At 72.0% G+C, this 26,938-nt stretch carries 29 protein-coding genes; 16 read left to right on the forward strand and 13 right to left on the reverse strand.

What is annotated here, in order from left to right:
- The first annotated feature begins 109 nt into the window (after nt 1–109).
- The 3 genes from ABZS37_RS28035 (at nt 110) to ABZS37_RS28045 (ending at nt 3,622) form a co-directional block, all read left to right on the forward strand.
- Complete coding sequence (locus ABZS37_RS28035) at nt 110–1,705, forward strand: LLM class flavin-dependent oxidoreductase (RefSeq protein WP_355173801.1); 1,596 nt, start codon at nt 110–112, stop codon at nt 1,703–1,705.
- 64 nt (nt 1,706–1,769) lie between these two features.
- A complete protein-coding gene (locus ABZS37_RS28040) occupies nt 1,770–2,369 on the forward strand; it encodes a helix-turn-helix domain-containing protein (RefSeq protein ID WP_355173803.1) in 600 nt (199 codons plus the stop codon).
- Nucleotides 2,366–3,622 carry an MFS transporter gene (locus tag ABZS37_RS28045; protein ID WP_355173805.1) on the forward strand — a complete coding sequence of 419 codons (1,257 nt, stop codon included), beginning with the start codon at nt 2,366–2,368 and terminating at the stop codon, nt 3,620–3,622. Before ABZS37_RS28040 ends, ABZS37_RS28045 begins: the two co-directional genes overlap by 4 nt.
- A 40-nt stretch (nt 3,623–3,662) precedes the next feature.
- On the opposite strand, the gene ABZS37_RS28050 is transcribed toward ABZS37_RS28045, so the two are convergent.
- From ABZS37_RS28050 to ABZS37_RS28060, 3 genes are all read right to left on the reverse strand, one after another.
- Nucleotides 3,663–4,358 (reverse strand): alpha/beta hydrolase, encoded by a 696-nt coding sequence (locus ABZS37_RS28050; protein ID WP_355173807.1) that lies wholly within the window; start codon nt 4,356–4,358, stop codon nt 3,663–3,665.
- A gap of 38 nt (nt 4,359–4,396) precedes the next feature.
- Entirely contained in the window at nt 4,397–5,434 is a 1,038-nt protein-coding gene (locus ABZS37_RS28055) for an L-dopachrome tautomerase-related protein (protein ID WP_355173809.1), read from the reverse strand.
- A gap of 119 nt (nt 5,435–5,553) precedes the next feature.
- The gene (locus ABZS37_RS28060; RefSeq protein ID WP_355173811.1) at nt 5,554–5,976 is read right to left on the reverse strand and encodes an MmcQ/YjbR family DNA-binding protein; all 423 of its coding nucleotides are present in this window, start codon (nt 5,974–5,976) and stop codon (nt 5,554–5,556) included.
- 154 nt (nt 5,977–6,130) lie between these two features.
- On the opposite strand from ABZS37_RS28060, the gene ABZS37_RS28065 reads away from it, so the two are divergent.
- Nucleotides 6,131–7,933, forward strand: coding sequence for an acyl-CoA dehydrogenase (locus ABZS37_RS28065; protein ID WP_355173813.1), 1,803 nt, complete (start codon nt 6,131–6,133; stop codon nt 7,931–7,933).
- Between the two features lie 10 nt (nt 7,934–7,943).
- On the opposite strand, the gene ABZS37_RS28070 is transcribed toward ABZS37_RS28065, so the two are convergent.
- Nucleotides 7,944–8,120 (reverse strand): hypothetical protein, encoded by a 177-nt coding sequence (locus ABZS37_RS28070; RefSeq protein WP_355173815.1) that lies wholly within the window; start codon nt 8,118–8,120, stop codon nt 7,944–7,946.
- A 96-nt stretch (nt 8,121–8,216) separates the two neighbouring features.
- Entirely contained in the window at nt 8,217–8,936 is a 720-nt protein-coding gene (locus ABZS37_RS28075) for a spermidine synthase (protein WP_355173817.1), read from the reverse strand.
- A gap of 126 nt (nt 8,937–9,062) precedes the next feature.
- On the opposite strand from ABZS37_RS28075, the gene eccB reads away from it, so the two are divergent.
- Nucleotides 9,063–10,448 (forward strand): type VII secretion protein EccB, encoded by a 1,386-nt coding sequence (gene eccB, locus ABZS37_RS28080; protein ID WP_355173819.1) that lies wholly within the window; start codon nt 9,063–9,065, stop codon nt 10,446–10,448.
- Between the two features lie 33 nt (nt 10,449–10,481).
- Here eccB and ABZS37_RS28085 read toward each other — a convergent pair whose 3' ends face one another.
- Genes ABZS37_RS28085 through ABZS37_RS28100 form a run of 4 tightly spaced genes read right to left on the reverse strand, consistent with a single transcriptional unit; the run spans nt 10,482 to nt 14,355 of the window.
- Entirely contained in the window at nt 10,482–11,087 is a 606-nt protein-coding gene (locus ABZS37_RS28085; RefSeq protein WP_355173821.1) for a class I SAM-dependent methyltransferase, read from the reverse strand.
- A gap of 54 nt (nt 11,088–11,141) precedes the next feature.
- The gene (locus ABZS37_RS28090) at nt 11,142–12,008 is read right to left on the reverse strand and encodes a carbohydrate ABC transporter permease (protein ID WP_354997624.1); all 867 of its coding nucleotides are present in this window, start codon (nt 12,006–12,008) and stop codon (nt 11,142–11,144) included.
- Nucleotides 12,008–12,964 carry a sugar ABC transporter permease gene (locus ABZS37_RS28095; protein WP_354997625.1) on the reverse strand — a complete coding sequence of 319 codons (957 nt, stop codon included), beginning with the start codon at nt 12,962–12,964 and terminating at the stop codon, nt 12,008–12,010. The genes ABZS37_RS28090 and ABZS37_RS28095 overlap by 1 nt, the downstream gene beginning before the upstream one ends.
- Nucleotides 12,961–14,355, reverse strand: a complete 1,395-nt coding sequence (locus ABZS37_RS28100) for an extracellular solute-binding protein (protein ID WP_355173823.1) — start codon at nt 14,353–14,355, stop codon at nt 12,961–12,963. The genes ABZS37_RS28095 and ABZS37_RS28100 overlap by 4 nt, the downstream gene beginning before the upstream one ends.
- Nucleotides 14,356–14,470: 115 nt before the next feature.
- Here ABZS37_RS28100 and ABZS37_RS28105 point away from each other — a divergent pair, with 115 nt between their 5' ends.
- From ABZS37_RS28105 to ABZS37_RS28130, 6 genes are all read left to right on the forward strand, one after another.
- A complete protein-coding gene (locus tag ABZS37_RS28105) occupies nt 14,471–15,508 on the forward strand; it encodes a zinc-binding alcohol dehydrogenase (RefSeq protein WP_354997627.1) in 1,038 nt (345 codons plus the stop codon).
- The gene (locus ABZS37_RS28110) at nt 15,509–16,330 is read left to right on the forward strand and encodes a sugar phosphate isomerase/epimerase family protein (protein WP_355173825.1); all 822 of its coding nucleotides are present in this window, start codon (nt 15,509–15,511) and stop codon (nt 16,328–16,330) included.
- Nucleotides 16,327–17,688, forward strand: a complete 1,362-nt coding sequence (locus ABZS37_RS28115; protein ID WP_355173827.1) for a hypothetical protein — start codon at nt 16,327–16,329, stop codon at nt 17,686–17,688. The genes ABZS37_RS28110 and ABZS37_RS28115 overlap by 4 nt, the downstream gene beginning before the upstream one ends.
- A 93-nt stretch (nt 17,689–17,781) precedes the next feature.
- Entirely contained in the window at nt 17,782–18,180 is a 399-nt protein-coding gene (locus ABZS37_RS28120) for an NUDIX domain-containing protein (protein WP_355173829.1), read from the forward strand.
- 41 nt (nt 18,181–18,221) lie between these two features.
- Nucleotides 18,222–18,863, forward strand: a complete 642-nt coding sequence (locus ABZS37_RS28125; RefSeq protein ID WP_355173831.1) for a DUF2267 domain-containing protein — start codon at nt 18,222–18,224, stop codon at nt 18,861–18,863.
- Between the two features lie 358 nt (nt 18,864–19,221).
- The gene (locus ABZS37_RS28130) at nt 19,222–19,641 is read left to right on the forward strand and encodes a hypothetical protein (protein WP_355173833.1); all 420 of its coding nucleotides are present in this window, start codon (nt 19,222–19,224) and stop codon (nt 19,639–19,641) included.
- A gap of 8 nt (nt 19,642–19,649) precedes the next feature.
- On the opposite strand, the gene ABZS37_RS28135 is transcribed toward ABZS37_RS28130, so the two are convergent.
- Both ABZS37_RS28135 and ABZS37_RS28140 read right to left on the reverse strand, forming a co-directional pair.
- Nucleotides 19,650–20,897, reverse strand: coding sequence for a hypothetical protein (locus ABZS37_RS28135; protein ID WP_355173835.1), 1,248 nt, complete (start codon nt 20,895–20,897; stop codon nt 19,650–19,652).
- A 50-nt stretch (nt 20,898–20,947) separates the two neighbouring features.
- A complete protein-coding gene (locus tag ABZS37_RS28140; RefSeq protein WP_355173837.1) occupies nt 20,948–21,463 on the reverse strand; it encodes an NUDIX domain-containing protein in 516 nt (171 codons plus the stop codon).
- A 65-nt stretch (nt 21,464–21,528) separates the two neighbouring features.
- Here ABZS37_RS28140 and ABZS37_RS28145 point away from each other — a divergent pair, with 65 nt between their 5' ends.
- On the forward strand, nt 21,529–22,020 hold the full coding sequence (locus ABZS37_RS28145) for a type II toxin-antitoxin system PemK/MazF family toxin (protein WP_354997634.1): 492 nt from the start codon (nt 21,529–21,531) through the stop codon (nt 22,018–22,020).
- Nucleotides 22,021–22,299: 279 nt separating this feature from the next.
- Here ABZS37_RS28145 and ABZS37_RS28150 read toward each other — a convergent pair whose 3' ends face one another.
- A complete protein-coding gene (locus ABZS37_RS28150; protein ID WP_355173839.1) occupies nt 22,300–22,950 on the reverse strand; it encodes an NAD(P)H-dependent oxidoreductase in 651 nt (216 codons plus the stop codon).
- 164 nt (nt 22,951–23,114) lie between these two features.
- Between ABZS37_RS28150 and ABZS37_RS28155 the strand changes: the two genes are divergently transcribed.
- Together ABZS37_RS28155 and ABZS37_RS28160 are read left to right on the forward strand one after the other, a co-directional pair.
- On the forward strand, nt 23,115–23,411 hold the full coding sequence (locus ABZS37_RS28155; protein WP_355173841.1) for a metalloregulator ArsR/SmtB family transcription factor: 297 nt from the start codon (nt 23,115–23,117) through the stop codon (nt 23,409–23,411).
- Nucleotides 23,412–23,498: 87 nt separating this feature from the next.
- On the forward strand, nt 23,499–24,518 hold the full coding sequence (locus tag ABZS37_RS28160; RefSeq protein WP_355173843.1) for a phosphotransferase: 1,020 nt from the start codon (nt 23,499–23,501) through the stop codon (nt 24,516–24,518).
- Nucleotides 24,519–24,639: 121 nt separating this feature from the next.
- Here the strand turns inward: ABZS37_RS28160 and ABZS37_RS28165 are convergent, their stop codons facing one another.
- Nucleotides 24,640–25,290 carry a GGDEF domain-containing protein gene (locus tag ABZS37_RS28165; protein WP_355173845.1) on the reverse strand — a complete coding sequence of 217 codons (651 nt, stop codon included), beginning with the start codon at nt 25,288–25,290 and terminating at the stop codon, nt 24,640–24,642.
- Nucleotides 25,291–25,557: 267 nt separating this feature from the next.
- On the opposite strand from ABZS37_RS28165, the gene ABZS37_RS28170 reads away from it, so the two are divergent.
- Nucleotides 25,558–25,797: a DUF397 domain-containing protein gene (locus ABZS37_RS28170; protein ID WP_354997636.1), complete on the forward strand. Its 240-nt coding sequence runs from the start codon at nt 25,558–25,560 to the stop codon at nt 25,795–25,797.
- Between the two features lie 134 nt (nt 25,798–25,931).
- Nucleotides 25,932–26,819: a helix-turn-helix transcriptional regulator gene (locus ABZS37_RS28175; RefSeq protein WP_355173847.1), complete on the forward strand. Its 888-nt coding sequence runs from the start codon at nt 25,932–25,934 to the stop codon at nt 26,817–26,819.
- The last annotated feature ends 119 nt before the right edge of the window (nt 26,820–26,938 follow it).

Below are 26,938 nucleotides of genomic sequence, written 5' to 3' on the forward strand. Positions count from 1 at the left end.
GACAGTAGCGCAGTGACTCAGACCTTGTTGGCAGCAGATGTTCTGTATGGCATAAGGTTGAGGTCATGACGCATCGCCCGAGGCGTCGCGTGAATCGGGAGGCTCGCAGATGAGCGACTACGGCCATGACCTGGTCTTCGGATCCTTCGTCACCCCCAGCGGTGACAATCCGGACCGCACGGTCGGCGTCGCCGTCCTGGCCGAGCAGGTCGGGCTCGACCTGGTCACCTTCCAGGACCACCCGTACCAGCCGGCGTTCCTCGACACCTGGACGTTGCTGAGCTTCGTCGCTGCCCGGACCAGCCGTGTGCACGTGGCGGCGAACGTGACGAACCTGCCGCTGCGCCCGCCGGCGGTGCTCGCCCGCAGCGTGGCCAGCCTGGACCTGCTCAGCGGTGGCCGGGTCAGCCTCGGCCTCGGCGCGGGAGCGTTCTGGGATGCCATCGAGGCGATGGGTGGCCGACGGTTGACCCCCGGGCAGGGCGTACGAGCGTTGGAGGAGGCCATCGAGGTCATCCGCCAGCTCTGGGACGCCGAAACGCGTGGTGGGGTTCGTGTCGACGGCGAGTTCTACCAGGTGATGGGCGCCAAGCGCGGCCCCGCTCCGGCGCACGCGGTGCCGATCTGGCTGGGCGCGTACAAGCCTCGGATGCTCCAGCTCACCGGTCGCCGGGCCGACGGCTGGTTGCCCTCACTGGGCTACCTCCAGCCCGGTGACCTGGCCAAGGGCAACGCGATCATCGACGATGCCGCCCAGCAGGCCGGCCGCTCACCCCAGGACGTGCGCCGGCTGCTCAACATCTCCGGCCAGTTCTCGGCCGTCGGGAGTGGCACGCTGAACGGGCCCGCCGACCAGTGGGTGCAGGAGTTGGCCGAGCTGGCGCTGGGGGAGGGCGTCAGCACCTTCATCCTCGGCAGCGACGACCCCGACGACCTGCGCCGGTTCGCTGGCGAGGTGGCCCCCGCCGTCCGCGAGCTGGTGGCGGCCGAGCGCGACCGAGCTGCGGCACCGGAGAGTACGCCGGCACCAGAGCCGGAGCTGGAGCCGGAGCCGGAGCCGGTGGCTGCGCCGCCGGTGCGGCCGAGCCGCGCGACCGTGACCGGCGGCGCGTTCGCCGTGGTGCCGACCCCCGACGACGGTGTGCGGCGCAGCGACCAGCAGGTCTGGGACGAGTCGGCACGGCCGACCGGGCCGACGCCCGACCCGGACCGCACCTACACCCCGCACGAGCAGGCCACCGGTGCGCACCTGGTGCAGATCCACGACGGCCTGCGCGCCGAGCTGGCTCAGATCCACGACCTGATCGAGCAGGTGGCGGCCGGCGAGATCGACGCCGGTGCGGCCCGGTCCCACATCAACACGATGACCATGCGGCAGAACCGGTGGACGCTCGGCGTCTACTGCGAGTCGTACTGCCGCATCGTCACCACCCACCACACGATCGAGGACCAGTCGCTCTTTCCCCGGCTGCGGTCGCGTGATCCCCGGCTCGGCCCGGTCGTCGACCGGCTGGAGCAGGAACACCACGTCATCCACGACGTGCTGGAGGGCGTCGACCAGGCACTGGTCGCGTACGTCGGATCCCCGGACGGCCTGACCGAGCTGCGGGCAGCGGTGGACCTGCTGACCGACGCCCTGCTGTCGCACCTCAGCTACGAGGAGCGTGAGCTGGTCGAGCCGCTGGCGCGGTTGGGGATCGCCTGATCATCGTGGCACCCCGGAGCGGCCCGGGGTTGCCCGCCGCGATCTGAGAGACTACTTTCGAGACATGTCTCTCAAGAACCCGTACGGGGATTTCGAGATCACCGAGCCGCAGGCGCTGCGGGCGTTGGCCCACCCGGTCCGGCTGGCCATCCTCGACCGCCTCCAGCGACACGGCCCGGCCACCGCCACCGGCCTCTCGCCACACGTCGGTGCCACACCGTCGGTGGTCAGCTGGCACCTGCGGCACCTCGCGACCTTCGGCCTGGTCACCGACGCGGAGGGCACCACCAGCAAGCGCGAACGCTGGTGGCAGGCGGCCGCCCGGGGCTTCCGCTTCACGCTGCCCGACGACGCCGAGGGGCAGGCCGCGGCCCGTCAGCTGCGCGGCGAGATGTTCGCCCGCTCCGCCGAGGTGCCGCAGCAGTGGCTGCTGCACGACGAACCCCGGCTGGACGCGCAGTGGCGCGGGCTGGCCGGGGTGGCCGACACCCAGTTCGTGGCCACCCCCGACGAGCTGCGGCAACTGGAGGCCGCGGTCGAGGAACTGCTCGCCCCGTACGTGCGGCGCAAGGACGACGAGGACGCGTCACCGGCCGAGGCGCGGCGCGTCCGGATGCTGCGCTACCTCCTGCCCGAGCCCGGCGACGAGCCGGCCGCGTCATGACCGCCACCGCCACCGCGCCCCCGTTGGCATTGCACCGGGACCGGCGGTTCCGCACCTTCTGGTCCGGCCAGACGATCGCCCAGTTCGGTGACCGGATCGGCGAACTGGCCCTGCCACTGATCGCCGTCTCCCTGCTCACCGCGACGCCGGTGCAGGTCAGCGTCCTCACCGCGCTGATCTGGCTGCCCAACCTGCTGGGCCTGTTCCTCGGCGCCTGGGTGGACCAGCGCACCCACAAGCGGCGGCTCCTGATCATCGCCGACCTGATCCGCGCGGCGGTGCTGCTCAGCCTGCCGGTGGCCTACCTGTTCGACGCGGTGACCCTCACGCAGCTCTACCTGGTGGCACTGCTCACCGGCGCCGGGGCGGTGCTGTTCGCCATGGCGCATCAGGCGTTCTTCGTGGCCCTGGTGCCGCGATCGTCCTACGTGGACGCGACCAGCAAGTTGAGCATGAGCCGGTCCCTGTCGTTCATCGCCGGCCCGGCCGTCGGTGGGGGACTGGTCCAGGCGTTCACCGCGCCGGTCGCGATCGTCGTCAACGCGGTGTCCTTCCTGGGCTCCGCGCTGTTGCTCAGCCGCATCCCGGTGACCGAGTCGCCTCCACCGCCGCGCCGGTCGTCCACCATGGGCCTGGTCCGCGAAGGGCTCGTGCTGGTGCTCCGGCACCCGGTGCTGCGCGCCGCCCTCGGCTGCACCAGCACTGTCAACTTCTTCACCTTCATCGCCACCGCCCTGCTGGTGCTCTACGCCAGCCGTGAACTCGACCTGTCAGCCGGCGCCATCGGCATCGCCTTCGGCTTCGGCGCGCTCGGAGGCCTGGCCGGCGCGGCGCTGGCCCCACGGATCTCGCGCGCCATCGGGTTGGGCCGTACCGCCATGATCGGCGTGGTGCTCTTTCCTGCGCCCCTGGCGCTGACCGCGGCGGTGTCCGGCCCGACCTGGACGAAGGTGGCCATGTTGGCGGCCATCGAGCTGGTCTCCAGCGTCGGGGTGATGCTGATGGACGTCAACCTGAACGCCCTCATCACCGCGGTGACACCCGACGACGCGCGGGGCCGGCGCGCCGGTGCGTACAGCGCCGTCAACTACGGCATCCGACCGCTCGGCGCGCTGGTCGGTGGTGCGTTGGGCACCACCATCGGGCTGCGGCCGACCCTGGTCATCGCCGGTCTGGGGGGCGTGCTCGCCGTGCTCTGGTTGCTCGCGTCGCCGATACGGCACATCGCCACCATCGACGAGCCGGCCACCTGAGCCGCGAAGCGGATCGAGGTGGCCGGCGCTCGGCCGCAACTCAGCCGGCCTCCGCCAGCAGCAGCCGGGCCAGCTCAGTGGGCTGGGAGAACATCGGCCAGTGGCCGGTGGCCATGGTGACAAGCCGCCACTGCTCGCTGGTCAGCAGCTTGGCCACGGTCTCGTTGGGCTCGGGCCCGTCGAGCAGGCACTTGACGTACGTCGCCGGCAGCTCGCCCAGCGGCCGGGTCAGCACGGCCGGCTCGGTCAGCGTTGCGCCCGGGTGCGGGGTGGAGTCCTCGATCAGGCGGGCGATCTGTGCATCGGTGAGCCCCTGACCGTCGAGGTCGGCCGCGCCGAGGGGCGGCCAGTCGCCGCCGTTGTCGGCGATCAGCGCCTCGAACGCCGCGGAGCCCTGCCACCAGCCGGACGCGAACGACCCGCCGTCGACCGGCACCTCCGAGTCGACGAAGACCACCCGGGTCAACCGGTCGCCGATGCGCTCGGCGGCCTGACCCACCGGGATGCCCGCATAGCTGTGCCCGACCAGCACCACGTCGCGCAGATCGCGCCGCTCGATCTCATCGACAATGTCCTGCACGTGGGTCTGCTGCCCGGCGGGCGCGCTCCGCTTCTCGGCGAGACCGGAGAGGGACAGCGGATGGGCGCCGTGGCCGGCCGCGCGCAGCGGCGGCACCACCTCGTCCCATGCCCACGACCCCAGCCACGCACCCGCCACCAGCACGAAATCAGCCATGACCGGGACCCTAGCGCCCACCTGCGACAACCCGGAGATCAGGCACGGTCCAGTGGGGGCGGCTCGGCGTCGACCGGCATTCGATAGATCTGGATCGGGTAGTCGACCGCCGACTGCCCACCGTTGAGCCCGGCGGTCAGGTGCAGCTGGGCTGCCGGCATCCAGAGCTGGGCATCGGCATCGAGCCACATCGCGTCCACCCAGGCCAGCCGGGGGTCGGCGACGAGGATGCGCACGCTGCGGTCCGGTGCGAGGGCGAGGACACGCCGACGTTCCACGTCGCTCAGGTAGATGGTGCCGGTGGCGTCGATCGCCGTGCCGCCGGTGCTGGGTGTGTCACACCACCGTTCGACCCGCCGGGCCATCTCATCCGTGGACACCGACGGGTCGTCCAACCAGCGGGTGGCGATCCGGGACATGCCGCCGGAGGCCGGTTGGTAGTAGAGCCAGCGGCCGTCGGGCGACACCTCCAGTTGGTCGGCGTGCACGTGCACCTCAGCACCGCCCGGATCACGCAGCGCACGCCCGTCGGCTACCAACGGCCCGCCCACCGTGCTCGGATGACCGTCCAACACCCGCCGGGCCCGACCCGATTCGAGTTCGAGCACGATGAGGCCGGGCGCCCCCGCGTCGGTGAGGTACGCGATGGCGCCGTTGAATCGGACGTCGTCGACGTAGCTGGTCGGGTGCACCGCCTCGTCAAGGTGGTAGACCCGGTCCACCCGATCGCCGTCCGGGTGGACCACGATCAGCCGAGCCCCGCCCGGCACCTGCTGGCCGCCGATCTGCGGCGCACCCGAGTCAATGATCCATAGTCGGCCGTCCGGCCCGGCACGTAACCCGTTGACGTGAACGAACGCGCCGTCCGGCGACTGGCCCGCCTCGTTCCACGCGGCATCCGGGTACGGTTTGCGGCCGCCGTCCGGCAGCGCCTCGACCACCTGTACGCCGGGCCTGTCCGCCGACGGGTAGCTCAGGAAGACCCGCCCTCGCAGGGATGTCACGCCGGTGCACACCCGGTCCTCGCTGAGAACCGGGACCAACCGGGGATCCTCCTCGGTGGGCAGCGTGGACATCGGCCCGCTCCTCACCCGCCCGACGGCGTCCTCGGCTCCAGCCGGTGGCCGACGGATCCGACCATCCAGCGCGGTATCCCCGGAGCATGCCGGGCGAAACCGCCGGCCGCCGTCAGGGCTCAGGCGGTCGGCGGGGTCGGAGGGCCGACCAGGGCGGCGAGCCGCTTCGGGGCCAGCATGCGGTAGCTCTCGGTGAGCAACTCGGCGACCTCGTCCCAGTCGGTGTCCGCGTCCAGGACCATGCCCATCACGGTCGGGCCCCACTCCGGTTTGTAGAAGGGGTGCCCGCAGCCCAGGAGCCCGGCGATCTCATCGGGTGGCGACCGGAAGGTCAGCAGGCAGGCGGGCTGGTCGACCTCGGCGGCGCGGGCGTGGGCCACCTGGCGGTCGGGGTCGACGGTGAGCACGTGGGCGAAGGTCCGCTTGCGGATCCGCCAGCGGGTGCCCACCCAGGCCGGCTCCTCGTAGGTCTCCGGCAGCTCGCGGCAGATGGGCCGCAACCGGTCGAGGACCTCGGGCGGGACGTCTCCGGGTGCGGTCACAGGCGGTGACTCTAGGCGGCAGGTGTGACAACTTCCGCTCGGCGAGGGCGGCCGGGCCGGTGGTGTGCACCAGGCCCATCCGCCAGGATGGGCCGGGGGTGACGGCGGGCCGTCGCCCCGGACCGACCCACCCCCGTGCCCGCTGAGGAGCGCCGTGCCGTCCACCCTGCTCTCCCGTCGCGACCTCGATTTCCTGCTGCACGACTGGCTGCGCGTGTCCACGCTCGTCGAGCGCCCCCGCTACGCAGAGCACTCCCGGGAGACCTTCGACGATGCCCTGGACCTCGCCGAGCGGGTCGCCACCGAGCAGTTCGCTCCGCACAACCGCGCCGCGGACCTCGCCGAGCCCACCTTCGACGGGCAGCGGGTGCGGTTGATCCCGCAGGTCCGCGCGGCGCTGGACAGCTTCGCCGAGACGGGCCTGCTCACCGCCGGGCTGGACGCGTCAGTCGGCGGTCTGCAGTTGCCGCACGCTGTCGCGGCGGCCTGTTTCACCTGGTTCCAGGCCGCCAACGTGGCCACCTCGGCGTACCCGTTCCTCACCCTGGGCAACGCCAACCTGCTGCTGGCGCACGGCAGCGCCGAGCAGGTGGACACCTACGTCCGGCCCATGCTGGACGGCCGGTTCTTCGGCACCATGTGCCTGTCCGAGCCGCACGCCGGCAGCTCACTGGCCGACATCACCACCCGCGCCGAGCCCCAGGCGGACGGCTCGTACCGGCTCTTCGGCACCAAGATGTGGATCTCCGGTGGCGACCACGAGCTGGCCGAGAACATCGTCCACCTGGTGCTGGCGCGGATCCCCGGCGGGCCGCCCGGCGTGAAGGGGATCTCGCTGTTCATCGTGCCCAAGGTGCTTGTCGGCCCGGACGGGTCGCTCGGCGACCGCAACGACGTGGTGCTGGTCGGGCTCAACCACAAGATGGGGTTCCGGGGCACCACCAACACCCTGCTCAGCTTCGGCGACGGCGGGCACACCCCGGGCGGCCGCGCCGGTGCGGTCGGCCACCTGGTGGGCGCGCCGCATCAGGGTCTGGCGCAGATGTTCCACATGATGAACGAGGCCCGGATCGGGGTCGGGGCCGGCGCCACCGCGCTGGGTTACACCGGCTATCTCAAGAGCCTGGCGTACGCCAAGGAGCGGCCGCAGGGCCGACCGGTCGGCGCGAAGGACCCGACCGCGTCGCAGGTGCCGATCATCGACCACCCCGACGTACGGCGGATGCTGCTGGCACAGAAGAGCTACGTGGAGGGGGCGCTGGCGCTGGTGCTCTACTGCGCGCGGCTGCTCGACGAGCAGAGGACCGCCCCGGCCGACGTCGACCGCGAGCGCGCGCACCTGCTGTTGGACGTGCTCACCCCGATCACCAAGAGCTGGCCGTCGCAGTGGTGCCTGGCCGCCAACGACCTGGCGATCCAGGTGCTCGGCGGTGCCGGCTACACCCGCGATCACGACGTGGAGCAGCACTACCGGGACAACCGGCTCAACCCGATCCACGAGGGCACCCACGGCATCCAGGCGCTGGATCTGCTGGGGCGCAAGATGATCATGAAGGACGGCGCGGGTCTCGCCCTGCTGACCGGGACGATCGGGGACACGATCGAGCGGGCCCGGCAGACCGGGGGCGAGGCGGCCGGTCTGGCGGACCGGCTGGCCGCTGCGGTGGACCGCGTCAACGCGGTCACCCGTCGACTCTGGGCCGACGGTGACCCGGTGCTCGCGTTGGCCAACGCCAGCACCTACCTGGAGGCGGTCGGGCACGTGGTGATCGCGTGGATGTGGCTGGAGCAGGTGCTGGCGCTGCCGCCCGAGGGGGCCGGTGACGCGTTCCACGCCGGCAAGCGGCAGGCCGCACGCTACTTCTTCATGGTCGAGTTGCCTCGTACCGGCCCGCAGTTCGACCTGCTGGACAGCCGGGACCGGACGACCCTCGACATGCGCGCGGACTGGTTCTGAGCGCCCCGTGTCACCGTCGGCGGGTCTGGTGACGCATCGCCTGCCGCCCCTTGACCACGCCGAGAATGATCACCACGACCAGCGCGATCAGCCCGATGATGATCAACCAGCGGACGGCTTCGAGGAGCAACCCGAGCAGGATCAGCACACCGGCGACGACGCCGACGACCCAGAGCAGTGCACGCATGTCCACCTCCGGTAACCGGTCGCGCCCGCGGCGGCGACCCCCGGGCCACCTTCCCGATCCGGCCGGCACCATGCGCGAGCGACGGGACGAGTGGGCTCAGCCCCCGGTGCGCGCCACATAGACGGTGTTGGCGGACTCGCCGCCGGTCAGCGGGTTGGCGAACGGTACGACGTGCGCCCGCACGCTCGCGAACACCTCGGTGAGCGCCGCGGTGAACTCGGCGTCCGGCGGGTCGTCCGACCAGAGCGCGAAGACCCCCTCCGGGCGGAGCAGGGCGGCCAGCCGGCGCAACCCGCTCGGCGGGTAGAAGGCGGCGTGGCTGGGGTGCAGGACGTTGCGCGGGGAATGGTCGACATCGAGCAGCACGGCGTCGAACCGCCGCCCGGGCACCTCGGCGTCGAAGCCGATCTCGCCGGCCACCGCCGCGAAGAAGTCGGCCTGCACGAACCGGGTCCGCGGGTCCTCGGCAAGCCCCGCCGCGAACGGCAGCAACCCTCGACGGTGCCAGTCGATCACGTCCTCGATGGCCTCCACCACCAGCAGCGAACGCACCCGCGGGTCGCCGAGCGCCGCGCAGGCGGTGTATCCCAGCCCGAGACCGCCGACGACCACGTCCAGCGACTCACCGGCAACCTCGGCGAGACCCAGCCGGGCCAGCTCGATCTCCGCGACCGGGAAGAGGCTGGACATCAGGTACTCGTCGTCGAGCTTGACCTCGTACACCTCGACCTGGAGTGCCAGATCCCGGCGTCGGCGCAGGCTGATCGCGCCGATCGGGGTCTCCCGCCAGGCCAGCTCTTCGAAACGCGCGCCCACGGGTGCCCTCTCGCCGCCGGATTCGTCCCCGGATGGTACCGGTTGCCCCGTGACGGCCACGCAGGGTCCACGGGACATCGACGCAACGCATATTCTGTGCCCGGCCGATCCACCGGAAGGGACCTCATGCCGTCGCGGCAGGACCAGCTGCACTCCTACCAGTTCAGCGTCCAGCGAGCCGTCGCCGCCCTGGTCATGCGGGAGACCGACCCCGCGCAATCGCCGTTTCGGCGGCTGGCCGGCGCCGGCCTGGCCAGTGTGCTGGTCGCGGCGATCGGGCTCGGTGGCTCGGCGCTCTACGGCCTGTTCGCCGGTGGCGGCAAAGGGTGGCGCGACCCGGGCGCGGTGATCGTGGAGAAGGAGTCCGGCGCCCGGTTCGTCTATCGCGAGCAGAAGCTGCACCCGGTGCTCAACTACGCCTCGGCGCTGCTCATCGTCGGCGCGGACAGGTCGAAGACCGTGCTGGTCTCCCGACGCACGATCGACGGCGTGCCGCGCGGGCTGCCGCTGGGCATCGCCGATGCCCCCGATTCGCTGCCCGCCCCCGGCCGGCTGGCCACCGCGGCGTGGACCGTCTGCTCGACGGTCCCCACCGGCGCGGGCGGCGAGAGGCCCCGCTCCGCGCTGCTGATCGGCACCGAATCGGATGGTGGCCGGCCGCTGGGCGACGACGCGTTGCTGCTGCGCCACCCCGACGGCGGGCTGCACCTGGTCTGGCACCAACGGCGCTACCTCGTCCGCGATCCCAGCCGGGTCCTGGCGGCCCTCGCCACCACCCGGGCACAGGCGGTGCCGGTGGCACCCGCCCTGCTCAACTCGCTGCCCACCGGCACCGACCTCGCCCCGCTCAACCTGCCCGACCTGGGCCGGCCCGCCACTCGGGTGCCGGGCGCCACGATCGGCACGGTCTACCTGGTGAGCAACTCCGGCGGCGGCCGGCAGTACGCGGTGGCCCTCGACGCCGGGTTGGCCGGCATCTCCGAGTTGCAGGCGGGGCTGTTGCTGGCCCGCACCGGGCAGGGTGAGCCGGAGCCGATGACGTTGGGCCGGTTCGCCGCACTGCCCACGGTGCCCGATCTCGCCCCGAGCGGCCCGACCGCCCCACCACCGACCCCGCCCCGGCTCGCGGCCGGCGACGACGGGGCACTCTGCACCCGCATCGCCGACGACGGTGGGGTTGGTGAGGTGCGCTGGGGCGTACCGCTGCGGGACCTGGCGGCCGTGCCGCGGACCGCGCCGACCGGCGGCGCGGTGCTGGCCGACCATGTGGTGGTGGAGCCGGGTCGCGGCGCGGTCGTCGAGGCCGCCGCGGCGCCCGGCGCGTCCGGCGGCGCGGTCTCCGTGGTCACCGACCTGGGCCGTCGGTACGCGCTGGCCGACCGTGAGGTGCTCGCGATGCTCGGCTATCGCGATGTGCACCCGCTGCGGCTGCCGGCCGGCCTGGTCAGCCTGGTGCCCGCCGGCGCCACCCTGGACCCGGCTGCCGCGCGGGCCGTCGCCGCCCCGGACTGAGGGTGACCGGCCCGACCGGGGCCGGGCCGGGTGTCAGTCGGCCGGGCGGCGCAGGACGCTGACCGCGAACGGGGCGTCGTCGCGCCACGGGCGCAGGTCCCAGGTGGCGAAGCGCTGCTCCACGCGCAGCCCGGCGGCCACCGCGTCGGCGTCGAAGGCGTTCAGCGGGTAACCACGCTCGGTGCCGAAGCCCACGGCCAACACGCCATCGGGCCGCAGGTGCCCGGCGACCCGGCGCAGCACCTCCGGCTCGGTGCCGACGGCGACGAAGGCGAGCACGTTGCCGGCCAGCACCGCCGCGTCGAACGGCTCCGTCTCACCCATCGCCGGTAGGTCCAACTCGGCGAGGTCGGCGACCAGCCACGTGGGGCCGGGATGGTCGGCGCGGGCGGCAGCCACCAGCGCGGGGTCGGCGTCCACCCCGACCACGGTGTGCCCGCGCTGGGCCAGCGCGGCACCGACGCGGCCGGTGCCGCTGCCGGCGTCGAGAATCCGTGAGCCGGGCTCGACCAGGGTGTCCACCAGTCGGGCCTCGCCGGCCAGGTCCGCGCCGTCGGCCGCGAGCTTCCGGAACCGGTCGATATACCACTGCGAGTGCTCGGGACCGGTGTCGGTCGCCCAGCGGGTCGGGTTGGCCATGAGGCCACCGTAACCGGGCCGGCGGGGCCGCGGCCGGGGACCCGGGGGAGACGATCATCCCTTCTCCGCGCCGCTGGTCAGCCCTTCGGTGAGCAGCCGTTCACTGGCGAAGAACAGGATCACAATCGGCAGGGTGAGGACGACCGACCCGGCCATCAGCACCGTCTTGGGCACCTCCACCCCGTCGGAGAGCAGGGACAGCCCCAACGACACCGTCCACCGGTCGGGCTTGTCGACCAGGAACAGCAGGGCGAAGAGAAACTCGTTCCAAGCGATCATGAAGTCGTACAGCGCGACCGCCATGATCGACGGCATGGCGAGCGGCAGGCTGACCCGCCGAATGATGCCGAGTCGGCCGGCGCCGTCGATGGCGGCGGACTCCTCCAGGCTGACCGGGATGGTCTCGAAGTAGTTCTTCAGCATGTAGACCGAGACCGGCAGCGTCTGCGAGATGTAGACCAGCACCAGGCCGAACAGCGAGCCGCGTAGCCCGGCCCGGGTGAAGACCACGAACAGCGGGATCGCGATGACGATCGACGGGAACAGGTAGACCGCCAGGAACAGGAAGTCGACCTGTCGCCGGCCGAAGAACCGCAGCCGGGCCACCGCGTACGCCCCGGGGATCGCCACCAGCAGGGTGAGCAGGGTCGCCGCGACCGCGACCACCCCGCTGTTGCGGATGAAGGTGAGGAACCCCTGGCCGCCGTCGTCGGTGGCCTTGAGCACCTCGGCGTACGTGGCGACGGTCAGCTCACCGAAGCCGACCACCAGCGAACCGGGGTCGAGCAGCAGGCGCTCGATGGGGCGCATCGAGAGCACCAGCATGTAGTAGAACGGGAAGATGGTGACCACCAGGAACACGGCGATCACCAGGCGGCGCAGCCACCGCAGGCTCACCGTCTCGACGACGTCCCGGTCCATCAGCTCACCCTCCGTCCGAAGAAGCGCAGATAGATCAGCACGAACACGATGAGCACCACGGCCAGCACGACCGCCTGCGCGGCAGCGGCGCCGATGTCGGTACGGGCGGTGAGAAACTCGTACACCCGCACGCTGACCACCTCGGTGCCCGCCGCGCCACCGGTGAGCAGGTAGACGTCGTCGAACTTGTTGAACGTCATGATGAAGCGCAGCACGCCCAGCAGGGCGATCACCGGCAGCAGTTGCGGCAGCAGGATGTGCCGGAACCGTTGGGTGGGGGTGGCGCCGTCGACCCGGGCGGCCTCCTCCAACTCGCCGGGCACCGCCTGGAGCCGGGCCAGCAGGAACAGGAACGCGAACGGGAAGTACCGCCACGCCTCGAACACGATCACCGTGGTCAGTGCGGTCGACTCCTGGGACAGGAACGGCACCGGCGCGTCCCAGCCGAGCAGCCGTTGACCCCAGTGGTTGACGATGCCGAGCTGCGGGTCGAGCATCACCTGCCAGACGAAGGTCACCGCGACCACCGGTGCCACGTACGGCAGCAGCATGGACGCCCGGACCAGGGTGCGGCCCCGGAACGGCCGGCGGACCACCAGGGCGGCCACCAGACCGAGCAGGATCGACCCGACGGTGCCGCCGAGGCTGTAGATCAGGGTGACCCACAGCGTGTCGGCGAAGCCGGGGGTGTGCAGCACCCGGTCGATGTTGTCCATCGTGAACTCGCCGAACAGGCCGGTCTTGCGCAGCGTGGCGAGCCGGACCCGTTGGAAGGCGAGCACCACGGTCCACACGATCGGGATGCCGATCACGGCGATCGTGACGAGCAGGGTCGGTGCGACCAGCGCGAGCCCGGCACGGGATTCGCGGCGGCGCAGGGTCAGTGGTCGGCGGCGGGCCGGTGCCGGCCGCTCCCGGGTGGGGGAGCGGCCGGGGCCGGGTGCGGTGGTGGTCAATTGACGCCCGCCTTGATGGCGTCGACGTCCTTCTTGGCGCGGGCGGCGGCGGCCGCCGCGTCGGACTTGCCGGAGACGACGTCGTTCAACGCCTTGGGCACCGGCAACTCGCCGAGCATGGCGCCGACCAGCTTGCCCTGCCCCTGGCTGAGCCCCCACCGCCCGAAGGTGTCCGGGCTGCGGCGCAGCGTGGCCAGCACCTCGTCGCCGTACACGTCGGCGAGGGGCTTCTTCGCGTCCACGCCGGCCTGGCTGGTGTTCCACTGGGTCAGGTACGCCTCCGGCTCGGCCTGGGTGCCCTTGCGTACGGGGAAGCGGCCCTCGGGGGACATGCCGAACCAGCGGGGGTAGCCGTCGCTGAGCATGTACTCCACGAAGGACTTCGCGGGGTCGGCCGCCGCGCCGTCCAGCACGGCCCATGAGCTGATCTCGCCGTACTGTGCCGGCTCGGTGCCGTTCGGGCCCTTGATCGCGGTGACGAACCCGCTGTTCTTCGCCAGGAACGCCGGGTCGGCCTGGCACTGGGGGCAGGTCGGTTTGGCGTCGTTGCGCAGCCCGGCCAGCTCGTCGAGGATGAACGGCGACCAGATCACCATGGCCGCCTTGCCGGCGAAGTAGGTGGCCCGGGTGGTGTCCACGTCCTGCGCGCCCTTCACCGAGCTGGTGCGGATCAGGTCGCCGTAGAAGCGGAATGCCTCGACGCACTGCGGTGAATCGAGGGTGACCGCCCCGGCGTCGTCGGTGAGCTGGCAGCCGTTGGCAAGTGCCAGGTGCTCGAAGGTCTGCTGGGTGAACACGTCGCTGGGGGCGGTCGCCGCGGTGATCCCGGCGACGCCGCCGGTGTTCAGCTTCGCCGCGGCGGCGGTGATCCGCTCGTACGTGTCGGGGGCGGGCAGGCCGGCGGCGGCGAACAGGTCCTTGCGGTAGACGAGCAGCTGCCCCCACCCGTCGCTGGGCACGGAGAGCTGCTTGCCGTCGTCGGCGGTGAGCTCCAGCGCTCGGGGGGAGAACGTCTGCCGGCCCAGCTTGTCGACGACCTCCGCGTTCGCCGAGGCGTGCAGCAGCTCGTTTCCGGCGAGCGTACGGATGCCGGCCAGGGAGACCGAGCCGACCACGTCGGGCAGGTCGCCGGCGGCGGCGTTGGCAGCGATCAGGGAGGGGAACTGATCCTCGTTGACGGTCACGAGGTCGACCTGGATCCCGGTCTTGGCGGTGAAGTCGGCGATGATCGCCTTGGTGGCGGTGACCCGGTCGGCGACGTCTTCCAGGCTCCACACGGTGATCTTCTTGCTGTTGCTGTCCGATTCGTCGTCGCCGCAGGCCAGCAGGGTGGACGTTGCCAGTGCCATGATCAGGGTGGTGGCGAGTATCCGCCTCGGAGGTGCTGACATCGGTGGCACTCCTCTCGAAGGGTACATGCCGGATTCAACACCTTCGATAGATCAATGACAAGACATATTGCGATTTTTTGCTATCCTGGAGCCCAGTGCTACCGGGATGTGACACATGGCCAACTGGGTTGTCTCTCTCGCCGGGCCTCGACAGATCAGCCTCGAGCCCTGCCCACCAGATCCGCTCGGCCCCGGCCAGGTCAGAGTCCGCACCTGCTACTCGGGCATCTCCGCCGGCACCGAGCTGACCCTCTATCGGGGCAGCAATCCTCGGCTCAGCAAGGACTGGGACGACGCCGCCCGGATGTTCGTGCCCCGACAGACCCCGGTGCCCTACCCGCTGATCGGCTTCGGCTACGAGGAGGTCGGCGAGGTCGTCGAGGTCGCGCCGGAGATCACCGACCGGCACCCGGGGCAGCTCGTGTGGGGCATCTGGGGGCACCGGGCCGAGGCGGTGCTTCCCGCCGGGGCGGTCCGTCCGTTACCCGCCGGGCTGGACCCGCTCGCCGCGGTCTTCGCCCGGCCCGGCGCCATCGCGCTGACCGCTGTGCTCGCCGCCGACCTGCACCTCGGTGACTGGGTCGGTGTCTTCGGGCAGGGCGTGATCGGTCTGCTCGCCACCCGACTCGCCGTGCTCTCCGGCGCACGGGTGGTGGCCGTCGACCGGGTGCCCGACCGGCTGGAGCACGCCGCCCGGTACGGCGCCCGATCCACCGTGGACGCCGGTGCCGAGTCCGCCGCCGCCGTGCTGCGTCGGGCCACCGATGGCCGGGGCGCGGACGTCTGCCTGGAGTTGTCCGGTGCGTACCCGGCGCTGCACGAGGCGATCCGATCCACCGCACACGCCGGCCGGGTCGTGGCCGCCGGCTTCTACCAGGGCCAGGCCGACGCGCTCGGCCTCGGCGAGGAGTTCCACCACAACCGCATCCAGTTGGTGGCCGCCCAGGTTTCCGGGCCCACCCCCGCGCCGAGCATGGCCGGCCGGTGGACCGGGGACCGGGTGGCGCAGACCTTCATGGACCTGGTGGCTGAGCACAGCGTCGACCCGTTGCCGCTGGTCAGCCACATCGTCGACGCCAGCGCGGTCGCCGACGCCCTCGCGCTGCTCGACCGCGGCGCCGGTGACGTCCTCCAAGTCGTGCTGAGGTTCTAAATGACCACCATCGCGCTGGCCTGCCAGGAACAACTCCTGCCGGGCACCAACCTGATCCAGAAGTACGCCCTCGCGGCCGCCCTCGGCTACCAGGGCATCGAACTACGCGGGCGCGGTGACCTCGCGTTCGCCCGCCGGCTGCCGGAGCTGCGCCGAGCCCGCGCCGCCGGGGTGGTGATGCCCACCGTCTGCGTCGAAATGGACCACTTCATCGGCGACTTCGACCCCGCCCGGTCCGCCGACGCGATCCGCAACCTGCGCTCCCAGCTCTCGGTGATCGCCGAGCTGGGCGGCGTCGGGGCGATGACCCCGGCCGCCTGGGGGATGTTCTCCCGGCGACTACCGCCGTTCGAGCCGCCGCGCCAGCCGGCCGGCGACCGGCAGGTGCTCCTCGACGCCCTCGGCGAGCTGGGCGAGCACGCCCGGGCCGAGGGGGTCACCCTTTTCCTGGAACCCCTCAACCGGTACGAGGACCACATGGTCAACCGGCTCGACGAGGCGGTCGTGCTCTGTGCCGCGCTCGGGCTGCCCTCGGTCCGGGTGGTCGCCGACACCTTCCACATGAACATCGAGGAGGACGACATGCACCGCGCGCTGCGCGCCGCCGCGCCGTACCTCGGGCACGTGCAGGTCAGCGACTCCAACCGGTACCAGCCGGGCGCAGGGCACCTGGACTGGTCGGCACTGGTGCGTACCCTGCTGGAGCTGGACTACCGGGGGTGGTTGGCGCTGGAGTGCCGGCTGCGCGGCGACCCCGTCCGGGCTCTGCAGCAGGCCGCGACGGTGCTGCGACACGCGCTGCCCCGGCGGGCCGCCGCATGACCGCCGGTGCCGCTTCGGCCCGCATCGGTGGGCCGGCCGACCTGGCCGGTCTGCGCCGACTCGCGGTCGACACACTCGACGCCAACTGGGAGCACGACCACACGGTGCCCTCGCGCACGCTCTACCCGCACCAGTGGAGCTGGGATTCCGCGTTCATCGCGATCGGGCTGGCCCAGGCTCGCCCGGAACGGGCCTGGCAGGAGCTGGCGAGCCTGTTCCGGGCGCAGTGGGCCGACGGACGGGTGCCGCACATCGTGTTCAACCCGGCGATGCGGGTCGGCGCGTACTTTCCGGGGCCGGAGATGTGGCGCTCGGCCAACGCCCAGGGCACACCGACCGTGGACACCTCCGGCCTGGTCCAGCCGCCCGTGCACGCGCTCGCCGCGTGGCTGGCGTACCGGCGGGCACCCGACCCGGCGGGCCTGGCAGCGCTGCGCCGGCTCTATCCGGCGCTGGTCGCCCAGCAGCGCTACCTGGCCGACCGGCGGGACGTGGCCGGCGACGGGCTGGTCTGCATCGTGCACCCGTGGGAGTCCGGGTTGGACAACAGCCCGGCCTGGGACGAGCCGATGGCCGCGGTCCCGGCCGAGGCGGCCGTCATGCGCGCGTACCGTCGGCATGACACCACGCACGCCGACGCCGCGCACCGCCCCACGGACCTGGACTACGCGCGCTACCTGGCGATCGTCGCGGCCTACCGCGACCACGGCTACACCGACCGCGACCTGGCCGACGATCATCCGTTCCTGGTGGAGTGCCCGCTGTTCAACGCCGCGTTCGGGGCTGCCGAACACGCCCTCGCCGAGATCGCCGCGCTCATCGGCGACGACCCTGGGCCCCACCGGGTCCGCGCGGCCCGGATCACCGATGCACTGGTACGACGGCTGTACGACCCGAGCACCGGCACGTTCCAGCCCCGTGACCTGCGCAGCGACCGACTGGTCCGCGCCCGGACCGTGCTCGGGCTGACACCGCTGATCCTGCCCGACCTGCCCGCCCGGCAGGCCGACGCGCTGGTCGTCGAGGCCCGGTCGGCCCGCTTCGGGGTGGCCCGGCGAATGGAGCGCCCGCTGCCCAGCCACGACCGGACCGCGCCCGACTTCGAACCGGTGCGCTACTGGCGCGGGCCGAGCTGGCTGAACATCGGTTGGCTGGTGCGGCGCGGGCTGCTCACGCACGGGCATCCGGAACTGGCCGCCGGGCTGCGCCGGTCGATGATCGGGCTGGTGGCCGGTGCCGGCTGTCACGAGTACTTCCACCCGGACACCGGCGCCGGGCTGGGTTCGCCGGCGTTCGGTTGGACCGCCGCGCTGCTGCTCGACCTGCTGGCCGACGGGCCGGATCCCGACGCCGGCTGAACCCGGTCCCGGCCGGTGCTCGTCTGCTGCCGGCCGGCTTTCGGGCGCTGCCGGGTGGTAGCGTGCCCGGTCCCCGCGGCCGGAAGGAGCATCATGCGCGAGATCGACAAGGTGGCCTGGATCCTCATCGAGGACGGGCGGGTGCTGAGCACCCGATCCCGGGACAAGGACGTCTGGTACCTGCCCGGTGGCAAAAGAGAGCCGGGGGAGACCGACCTGGAGACCCTGCGCCGGGAGATCGACGAGGAGTTGAGCGTCGAGGTGGACATGCGGGGCGCGGTGCACCTGGGCACGTTCACGGCTCAGGCACACGGGCACGCGGCCGACACCATCGTGCGGATGACCTGCTACCGGGCCGGCTACCGGGGGCAGTTGCTCCCGGCCAACGAGATCGCCGAGATGGCCTGGCTCGGGTACGCGGACCGACACCGCACCTCGCCGGTCGACCAGCTCATCTTCGATCACCTCGTGGCGGCGGACCTGCTGCGCTGACGACGCAGTTTGCCGGCACCGGCCGGGGGTAAGCGCCCGGCGTGACCGACAGCGCCTACGGTGGGTTTCCGCTCTTCATCGACGCGGTGTCCCGACGGTCCGGCCTGCCGATCGAGCAGGCCGCCGCTGTCGCCCGCGCGGTGCTTCAGACGATGGCCGAACGAGTGACCGGCGGCGTGCCCGACGACCTCGCCGGGCACCTTCCGGACGAGGTCGACGGCTACCTGACCGGCCCGGACCTGGCCCCCGATGCGGCAGCGCAGGCCGGCCGGGACCTGGCCCCTGACCCGGCTGGCCCGGACTGGGCCCCTGACCCGGCCGCCGCGCCCCGTGGTCCGGATCCCGGTGTGGACGGGCTGTCCATCGGTGGTCCGGATACCGGCGTGGACGGGCTGTCCATCGGTGGTCATCCCGGCGTGGACGGGCTGGACACCGGTGTTGGCCTGGATGTCGGTGGGCCTGTTGCGGCCCCGCCGCCGGACGCCGGGCCGACGGAGTTTCTTCGACGGGTCGGGCAGCGTGCCGCAGTGGACCAGGCCACCGCACGGGCCGGCACCGGGGCCGTCTTCGCGACCCTGCGGGAGGCGGTGACCGTACGGGAGTTCCGGGAGATGGTGGCGCGACTGCCCCGTGACGGCGAGGGCGGTGCCGCGTCCGTCCCGCCCGGCCCGTACGGAACCTGACCCCGTCGCACGCCGCAGTCCTCGCCCGCCGCAGTCCTCGCACGCCGCAGTCCTCGCACGCCGCAGCGAGATCCACTCGACATCCCCGATGTCGCGGTGTCCGGGAAGGTTCACACCCCCACATCGGCGATCTGGAGTCGATCGAGGCGCGCGTAGGTGCTCCTGCCGAACGTGACACCCAAAATCCCGCACTGTCGCGTATGGGTCATGCGTCCGCGTCGCTCCAATCAACGCTATTCCGCTATTGACACCACCTCAGCGGCGTCGCTGCGGGAACCGCCGCGACTTACGATGCAATGGGCGCCGCCATGAGGGCGGCGGGCAGCTTCTCGGTGACGCTCCCCGGGAACGGAGCGACATGACAATCTGGGACAAGCTCAAGAAGCTCGTCACGCGCAGAGGTGAGCGGAGTTGGGGGCCTGAGGTCACCGTCCATCACCCGCCGCCCGAGCGCATCCACCCAGGCGGTGGAGGAATCGGCGCATTCGACACGACTGCCGTGGGCACCGGAGTGACCGACGGTGGTCAGGAGGAAGCCGCCGCCTACACCCCGCCCCCGCCGGGATCGCGCCTGGCCTCAGGGCAGAATGTCGACAGATATCTGGCGCTGACGATCGCGCAACAGAGCGCCCGCGAGGCCTGTGGCATGGACGCCGGACTGCCCACGATTCACACCACCGAATTCCAGCGGACGACGGTCGATGATGGTCACGGCCATCTGGTCCCAGGCTGGGAGGCGCGGGTGTTCTTCACCTGTCCGGGCCCACCGATCGCATAGGGCTGGGCTCACGTCGCGGAGTCGGGCAACTCCTCCGGGTCGGCGACCCAGGCGGAGAAGACCGGCACCCCGTGCCACGGCCCGGTCGCGCCGTCGGCACGGGTGTCGGTGGCGACGGCCACCACGGCGTACGGATGGCCGAAGCGCAACTCGGCGGTGCGGGCGACACCCTCCGGCGGCAGGCTGGTCAGCCCGAACATGCCGGTCACCGCCGCCGCCTCGAAGCCGTACCGGCCGAACCGGGCCATCGCCACCTGCCGCGCCTCGAAAGCCTGCACCGGCTGGGCCAGCGCCCCTGCCAGCGCCGCCGTGGCGGCTGGGAAGCCCAGCGGCTCCGCGCTCAGGTCGTGCTCGCTGCGGGCCGACCAGCAGGGGAGTACGGCGTTGTGTCGCTCCTCGCGGCCGTCACGGGACCGGGTCCGGACCCGCTCCTCGCTCAGCGTCCACAGCGGAGTCTCACCGAGCGGCAGGTCGAACAGGGAGCGGCTGCCAGCCGGTTGAGCGCCGTCGGCCGCGCCGGTGCTGAGGTCGTACGCGACGGTCAGCACATCGGCCGGTGGCACCTGCGGTGCGGCGGCCACCGAGAGCACCACCAGCCCCGCGCCATCGGCCGCCTGGGCGGGCGCGGCGTGCACGATCACGTCACCGGCCCGCGTGGTCGTCACGATGGCGCACCGGTGGCCGTGGCTCGGGCTGCGCAACACTCGGCGCAGCCCGCGTGCCCAGGGGCTGCCCGGGCCGAGCGCGCGGGCGTCGGCGACCTCGAACGGGTCGGCCCACGAGATCCGGGTGGCCAGCGCGCTGGCCAGGGCGAAGACCACGTCGGGGCTGACCTTCAGGGGGAACGTCTCGATCAGGCCGTCGGTGTGCTCGCGCGCCCAGGCGTCCAACCCGGCCTGGTCGGGTAGCGCGCCGACCGCGGTCGTCGCGGGCAGCGCGGCCCGCCACCCGGTCGTCCCGTCGGTGCCCCGACCCTGCAGGTGCCAGAGCGCGGTCGCGGACGCGACCAGCGGATGCGGCGCGTCCAGCAGCCTGCGGGCGACCTCGGTCGCGCTGGTCAGGTCGGTGCCGAGGGCCTCCGCAAGCGCCCTGAGCGCCGTCTCGGGTGCGGTCGCCGGGTCGGAGTCGGCCGCCGCGCCGCTGAGGGCGAGCAGCAGCCAGGCCCCGAGCGGGGAGGCGACGTGGTGCCGGTCGCCGATCGTGGCGTGCAACCGCTCGGCGTACGCCCGGAGCGGCCCGTGCAGGTCGGTCGTCATGCCCCCACTCTGCCCGCCGCCGTCCGGTCCGGCATCCTCACCGGCCCCGCTCACGACCACAGCTCGAACGGTTCGTCGATAGCCTGGCCGGCGAGAAAGGGCGTGATCAGCTGAGGGAGCTGCCCGGGGTAGAACCGTTCCCGGCTGGCCACCACCTCCGGCAGCGGCCACCAGCGGAAGCCGAAGTAATCCTCCCGCTCGTAGTCGAGCCGGTTCGCCTCATCCACGTCCGGCCCGGAGCCGGTTAGCTTCACGGCGACGATCAGCTCGTCCTGGACGTGGCGCAGCTGGCGGTGCAGAAAGCTCGCCCGCCGCCGCCAGGTCGGCGCACCCACCTGGTCGGGGGTCACGGTGATGCCCGTTTCCTCGCGTAGTTCCCGCACCGCCGTGTCGCGGTACGTCTCGCCGGGGTCCATGCCGCCGCCGGGCAGCTCCCACCAGGTGCCCAGTCGGGGATGGTCCGGGTCGCGGGTGTGGAACAGCAGCACCCGGTCGGTGTCGTCACGGACCACCACGCGCACCGCGCGCCGCTCCAGGATCGGCAGGTCGTCGGGCAGCTCACTCATCGGGCCAGTCTGCCGGAGCGCCGCCGACTCCGGCGGCCCACGCAGGGGCCGGTAGGCTGCCGACCGTGGCTGGTCTGTTGAGGAACGTAGCGCAACGCATCTCCCGAGTGGGCGCGGTGCTCCCGTCGCCCCGGCGTTCCGGGCCGGCCCCCGCGCGGGTGGCCCGTCCCCGCCAGGTGAACGCGTTGCAGCGGCGGGAGCTAACCTACGCCCCGGAGCGGGACGGCCAGGCCGACCCCGGGGAAATCGTCTGGACCTGGGTGCCGTACGAGGACGACCCTCGGCAGGGCAAGGACCGGCCGGTGCTGGTCGTCGGGCGGCACAGCCGGACGCTGTTCGGGCTGATGCTGTCCAGTCAGAGCGAGCGGGACGGGCAGCGGCACTGGTTCGCGCTCGGGCCCGGCGAGTGGGACCGGGACAACCGGCCGAGCTGGGTCCGGCTCGACCGGGTGCTCACCATGCGCGAGGACAGCATCCGCCGCGAGGGCGCCGTGCTGGACCGGCCCCGGTTCGACCGGGTCGGGCAGGCGCTGCGCGCCGGCTACGGCTGGCGCTGACCGCGCGCCTCTCGGCCTGCCCCGACAGACGCTTCTCTCGGCCTGCCCCGAAACTGCGCCTGTCCGAGTGCCCTCAGAGCGCGCCTGTGCCTTGGATGGGCACATGGCGGCCGAAGCGGCGGGCTTAGGCCCCGCCCCATGTGTGGGGCAGCTCGACAGGCGGAGCAGCAGGGGCGTTGTCCGTCTGACGTGGTGTTCGACAGGCCGGGTGAGCAGCGGTCCGTCGTACCGGAAGTGGGTAGTCGAGCGGCGCCCGCTGGCGCGGCGTGACCTCGAGGGTCAGGCCGGTTCGTTGCTCGGGCTGACGCCGGCGTCCTGCGCCTCCGGCGGGGGGTACGGCTGCTCGGCGAGCAGTCGGGCCAGGTGGGCGCTGTTGAGCGCCAGCGCTTTCGTGGTGCGACCGGTGGTGTCGGGCTTGGGGCCGGCGTCGCGGTAGTCCACCTTGTGCAGAGCCTCACCGACCCAGTAGGTCGCGCCGGCCGCGGCGCAGCTGAAGCCGACCTCGTTGAGTGCCTGCTGCACCTGGCCGATGGTGTGGTGGGCGCCGTCCTCGTTGCCGACGACCGCGACGCCGGCCACTTTGCCGTAGGTGCGGAGCCGGCCCTCGGCGTCGGTCTCGGAGAGTTCGGCGTCGAGGCGTTCGAGGACCATCTTGCACACACTGGACGGCTGACCGAGCCAGATGGGTGTGGCGATGATGAGCACCTGGGCCGTCAGGATCTTGACGCGGATCGCGGGCCAACCGTCGCCGTTGCCCTCGTCCGTCGACACCCCGAAGCGCACGTCGTGGTCGACCACCCGGACGAGTTCACCGTCCACGCCCTGCCGGGCGAGTTCGGCCAGCACCTCCCGGCCGAGCTGGTCGCAACTGGACGGGGTCGGCGACGGCTTCAGAGTGCAGTTGAGTACGAGGGCGCGGATGCTCGCCACGTCGGTTTCCTCTCGACTGTCGAGTCGGGGTGACCACCACCTCATACCCGGGCACCGGCCCGAATCACGCCCAGCTCGGCCGGCTTCCGACGAACGGTGTGACGCGAGCCCGCTGAGGTTTATATTCAACCTGTCGGTTTATCAACCAGGGAGTTGAAAGCGACGTGAGGGCAGAGCCGGTCAGCAGCGTCTTCTCCGCCCTCGCCGATCCCACCCGCCGCGCCATCCTCGTCCGACTGGCGACCGGTGAGGCGACGGTCAACGAGTTGGCGGAACCGTTTCCGATCAGCGTCCAGGCGATCTCCAAACACCTCACCGTGCTGGAACGCGCCGGGCTGATCGTGCGTACCCGCGAGGCGCAGTGGCGGCGCTGCCGACTCGACCCCGCGCCGCTGCGCACTCTCGCCGAATGGGTCGACCAGTACCGCCGGCTCTGGGACAGTCAGGAGCAACCGCCGTGACCTCGTGATCGGGCGCACCGTGCTCACCAGCACCCCCGCTTCGAAACCACCGAGCAGCGGGAAGCTGCCTGATGGCACAGTGTCCGCATGATCGAGGACGTGCCGCGGCAGGTCGCCGACTGGGTCCGTGCCGACTTCGGCCTCGTCGTGTCCGCGATGGACGAGGTGAGCCACGGAGCGGACCAGCACGCACGGCTGTGGCTGGCCCGGGCGTCCGACGGCGCACGGTACGCGGTCAAGCTCAGCGGGGGCGGCACGCCAGCGGGGCTGGTCGTGACGGCGTATCTGGCCGCGCAGCGCGTACCCGGCATTGCGGCGCCGCTGCGGACCCTCGACGGCCGACTCTGCGGCGACCGCGACGGCCGCCGGCTTTCGGTGGTGCCGTGGGTCTCCGACCAGCGTGCGCTCGACGGTCCGATGACCGAGGCGCACTGGCGCGCGTACGGCGAGGTGCTGGCCGCCGTACACGCGGTGCCGGTGACCGAGGAGTTGGCACGCCTGCTGCCGGCGGGTGGCGCGGCGTACCCCTCGATCGTGACCGCGACCCGGGACGTGGCCGAGCGGCTGCGCGGCCCGGCCGACCCCGGTGATCCGCTGGTCGACGAAGTGGTCGCGAGCTGGTCCGCGGCGGCCGACCGGGTGTCCACCCTGATCCGCGAGGTCGAGCGCCTCGCCGCCGAGCAGCGCGACCGGCCACGGCCCGCGGCGGTGGTCTGCCACGGCGATCCGCACCTGGGCAACCTTCTGCTCGGCCCGGGCGGCCAGGTCTGGCTGATCGACTGGGACGACGCGGTTCTCGCCCCACCCGAGTGTGACCTGATGTTCGTGGTCGGCGGGGTGCTCGCGTTCGCGCCGATCACCGCCGAGTTGGAGAAGGCCGCGCTCGCCGGCTACGGCCCGTACGACGTCGAGGCGACCCGTCTGGCCTGGTTCCTCGCGGTGCGCGCGCTCGACGACCTCAGCGACTGGACCCGCCAGGCGTTGGACCTCGCCGCGAGCGCCGCCGACCGGGCGACGGCGGCCCGGATCGTGCGGGGACTGGTGTCGCCGGTCGGCCTGGTCACCCTCGCCGACGTGGCGCTGCGCGCCCTCGACCGGCGGCCCTGAGCGTCGGCCGCCCTGAGCGCCGGTGCGGCCGGCGAGGAGTGCCGCCGCGAGCCCGCTGGGTGTGGCGCCGACGGTGCCGGCCGTCGCGGTTCAGTTGCGGTGAGCCCGCGTGGACGGTCGGTCAGCACTCCGCCAAGCGGACGCTGTCGATGAGCTGCCGGGGCGACCGGGGGCCGGAAAGGCTCTTCGCCTGGTACATCGCCGCGTCGGCGCGGCTGAGCGCGTCGCTGAGTTGGGCCGGGCCGGTCACCGGCGCGAGCCCGACGGAGGCTGTCACCCGGACGCTGCACCCGCTCAGCCGGATCGGTGCGGCGACGGTCTCGCTGAGCCGTCGGGTGGCGTGCTCTATCCAGCGCCGGTCGATGGTCGGGCTGGCGAGCAGACCGGCGAACTCGTCACCGCCGAGGCGGGCGACGAGGTTGTCCCCGGCGAAGCCCGCCAGCCTGTCGGCGACGCTGATCAGCACCTGGTCGCCGGCGGCGTGCCCGTACCGGTCGTTGATCTGCTTGAAGTCGTCGAGGTCGAGCACGATGGCGATCAACGGCTGGCCGGCCGCGTCGGTGAGCAGGGTGGCCGCGAGGCGGTAGAAGGCGCGCCGGTTGGGCAGCCCGGTGAGCGGGTCGTGGCTGGCGGCATGCCGTTCGGCGGCGAGTTCGGCTTGGAGGTGCGCGATCTCGGACTCGGCCTGCAGCGCCCGTCGACGCAGTTGCCAGGAGGACAACAGCGCTCCCGCCGCACAGATGCCGGAGGCGACACTCATCGGATCCGGCACGAGACCTCCCATCGCCGCGACCGCCTCCAGGCGTCGGTCGACGCGGCGCGCGTGCCGCGTCGGGCCCAGTTTTCCCTGCTGGTTGCCCCAATCGGGGTAACGCAAAGTGAACGGATAAGCACCGATCACGTGCGTTATCATGCTCGCCGTCCGGTGCAGATGCAATAGCAGATGCACGTGCAGAACAGTCCGATGTCGATACGCACCCTCGCCGTCACCGCTCCTCCCACGGGCACCGGCGGGCTCGTGAGCAGAAAGACGCCTCTCATGCAGCAGCCACCCAATGGCGTTCCGATCCATCAGTTGCCACCGTTGAGCTGGCAGAAGAGTCGCCGCAGCAACCCCAGCGGCAACTGCGTCGAACTCGCCGAACTGCCGGGTGGAGCCGGCATCGCGGTCCGCAACTCGCGACATCCCGAGGGCCCGGCGCTGATCTACACAGTGGACGAGATCGCCGCGTTCGTGCTCGGCGCCCGCGACGGCGACTTCGATGACCTGATCAACTGACCGTTCCCGCGGGCCGTCCCGGCGGGACTGATTCACCGGTCCGGAGGAGTTCACCTCACTGTCGGTCCATGGCATGCTTACACGTCGGCCGGGCTGGGTGCCCGACCACGTGGTCGGTATCCGGAGGTCCGCACGTGACGATGGTTCCCGCCGAGGGCGGCCCGACAACCGGGCCAACGGTGCTGCGCATACTGCTCGGTGCGCAACTGCGCCGGCTGCGGGAATCCAGCGGGGTGACCCGCGAAGGTGCCGGCTGGGAGATCCGGTCCTCCGAGTCGAAGATCAGCCGGATGGAGCTGGGTCGGGTCGGCTTCAAGGAACGCGACGTGTCCGATCTGCTCACCCTCTACGGAGTCACCGACGGGCAGGAGCGCGAGGCGCTGCTCAAGCTCGCCCGCGACGCCAACAGCCCCGGCTGGTGGCACCGCTACGGCGACGTCCTGCCCACCTGGTTCCAGTCCTACCTGGGCCTGGAGGCGGCGGCCGCGCTGATCCGCAGCTACGAGGTGCAATTCGTACCGGGCCTGTTGCAGACCCGCGAGTACGCCCGCGCGGTCGTCCTGCTCGGGCACGGGACGGCCGGTGCGGCGGAGATCGATCGCCGGGTGGCGCTGCGGATGCAGCGCCAGCAGTTGTTCCGCCGAGACGACCCGCCGCAGCTCTGGGCCGTGGTGGACGAAGCGGCGCTGCGCCGCCCGATCGGCGGCGCCGAGGTGATGCGCGGCCAGCTTGCGACGCTCATCGAGGCGACCACGTGGCCCAACATCCGACTTCAGGTCATCCCGTTCGCCGCCGGTGGCCACGCGGCCGCCGGTGGCGCCTTCACCATCCTGCGCTTCGGTGACCAGGAGTTGCCCGACATCGTCTACATCGAACAGCTCACCAGCGCCATCTACCTGGACAAGCGCGACGACCTCGACTACTACGCCGTGGCGATGGAACGGCTCTGCGTCGAGGCCGAGCCGCCGGAGCGCACCCGGGAGATCCTTAGCAAGCTGCTGGAGGACGTCTACGCAGTGTGATCGCCAACCGGGGCGGCGAGCGATCGACCTGTCGCAGCCGGTCGGGCTCATGCTGGTCGCTGTCCTGCACTTCGTGTGGTCGAGGTGAGCATGTACGGCGGGGTCGCCCGGCTGCCCTG

The organism is Micromonospora sp. NPDC005413 (assembly GCF_040606435.1).
Classification (GTDB): Bacteria; Actinomycetota; Actinomycetes; order Mycobacteriales; family Micromonosporaceae; genus Micromonospora.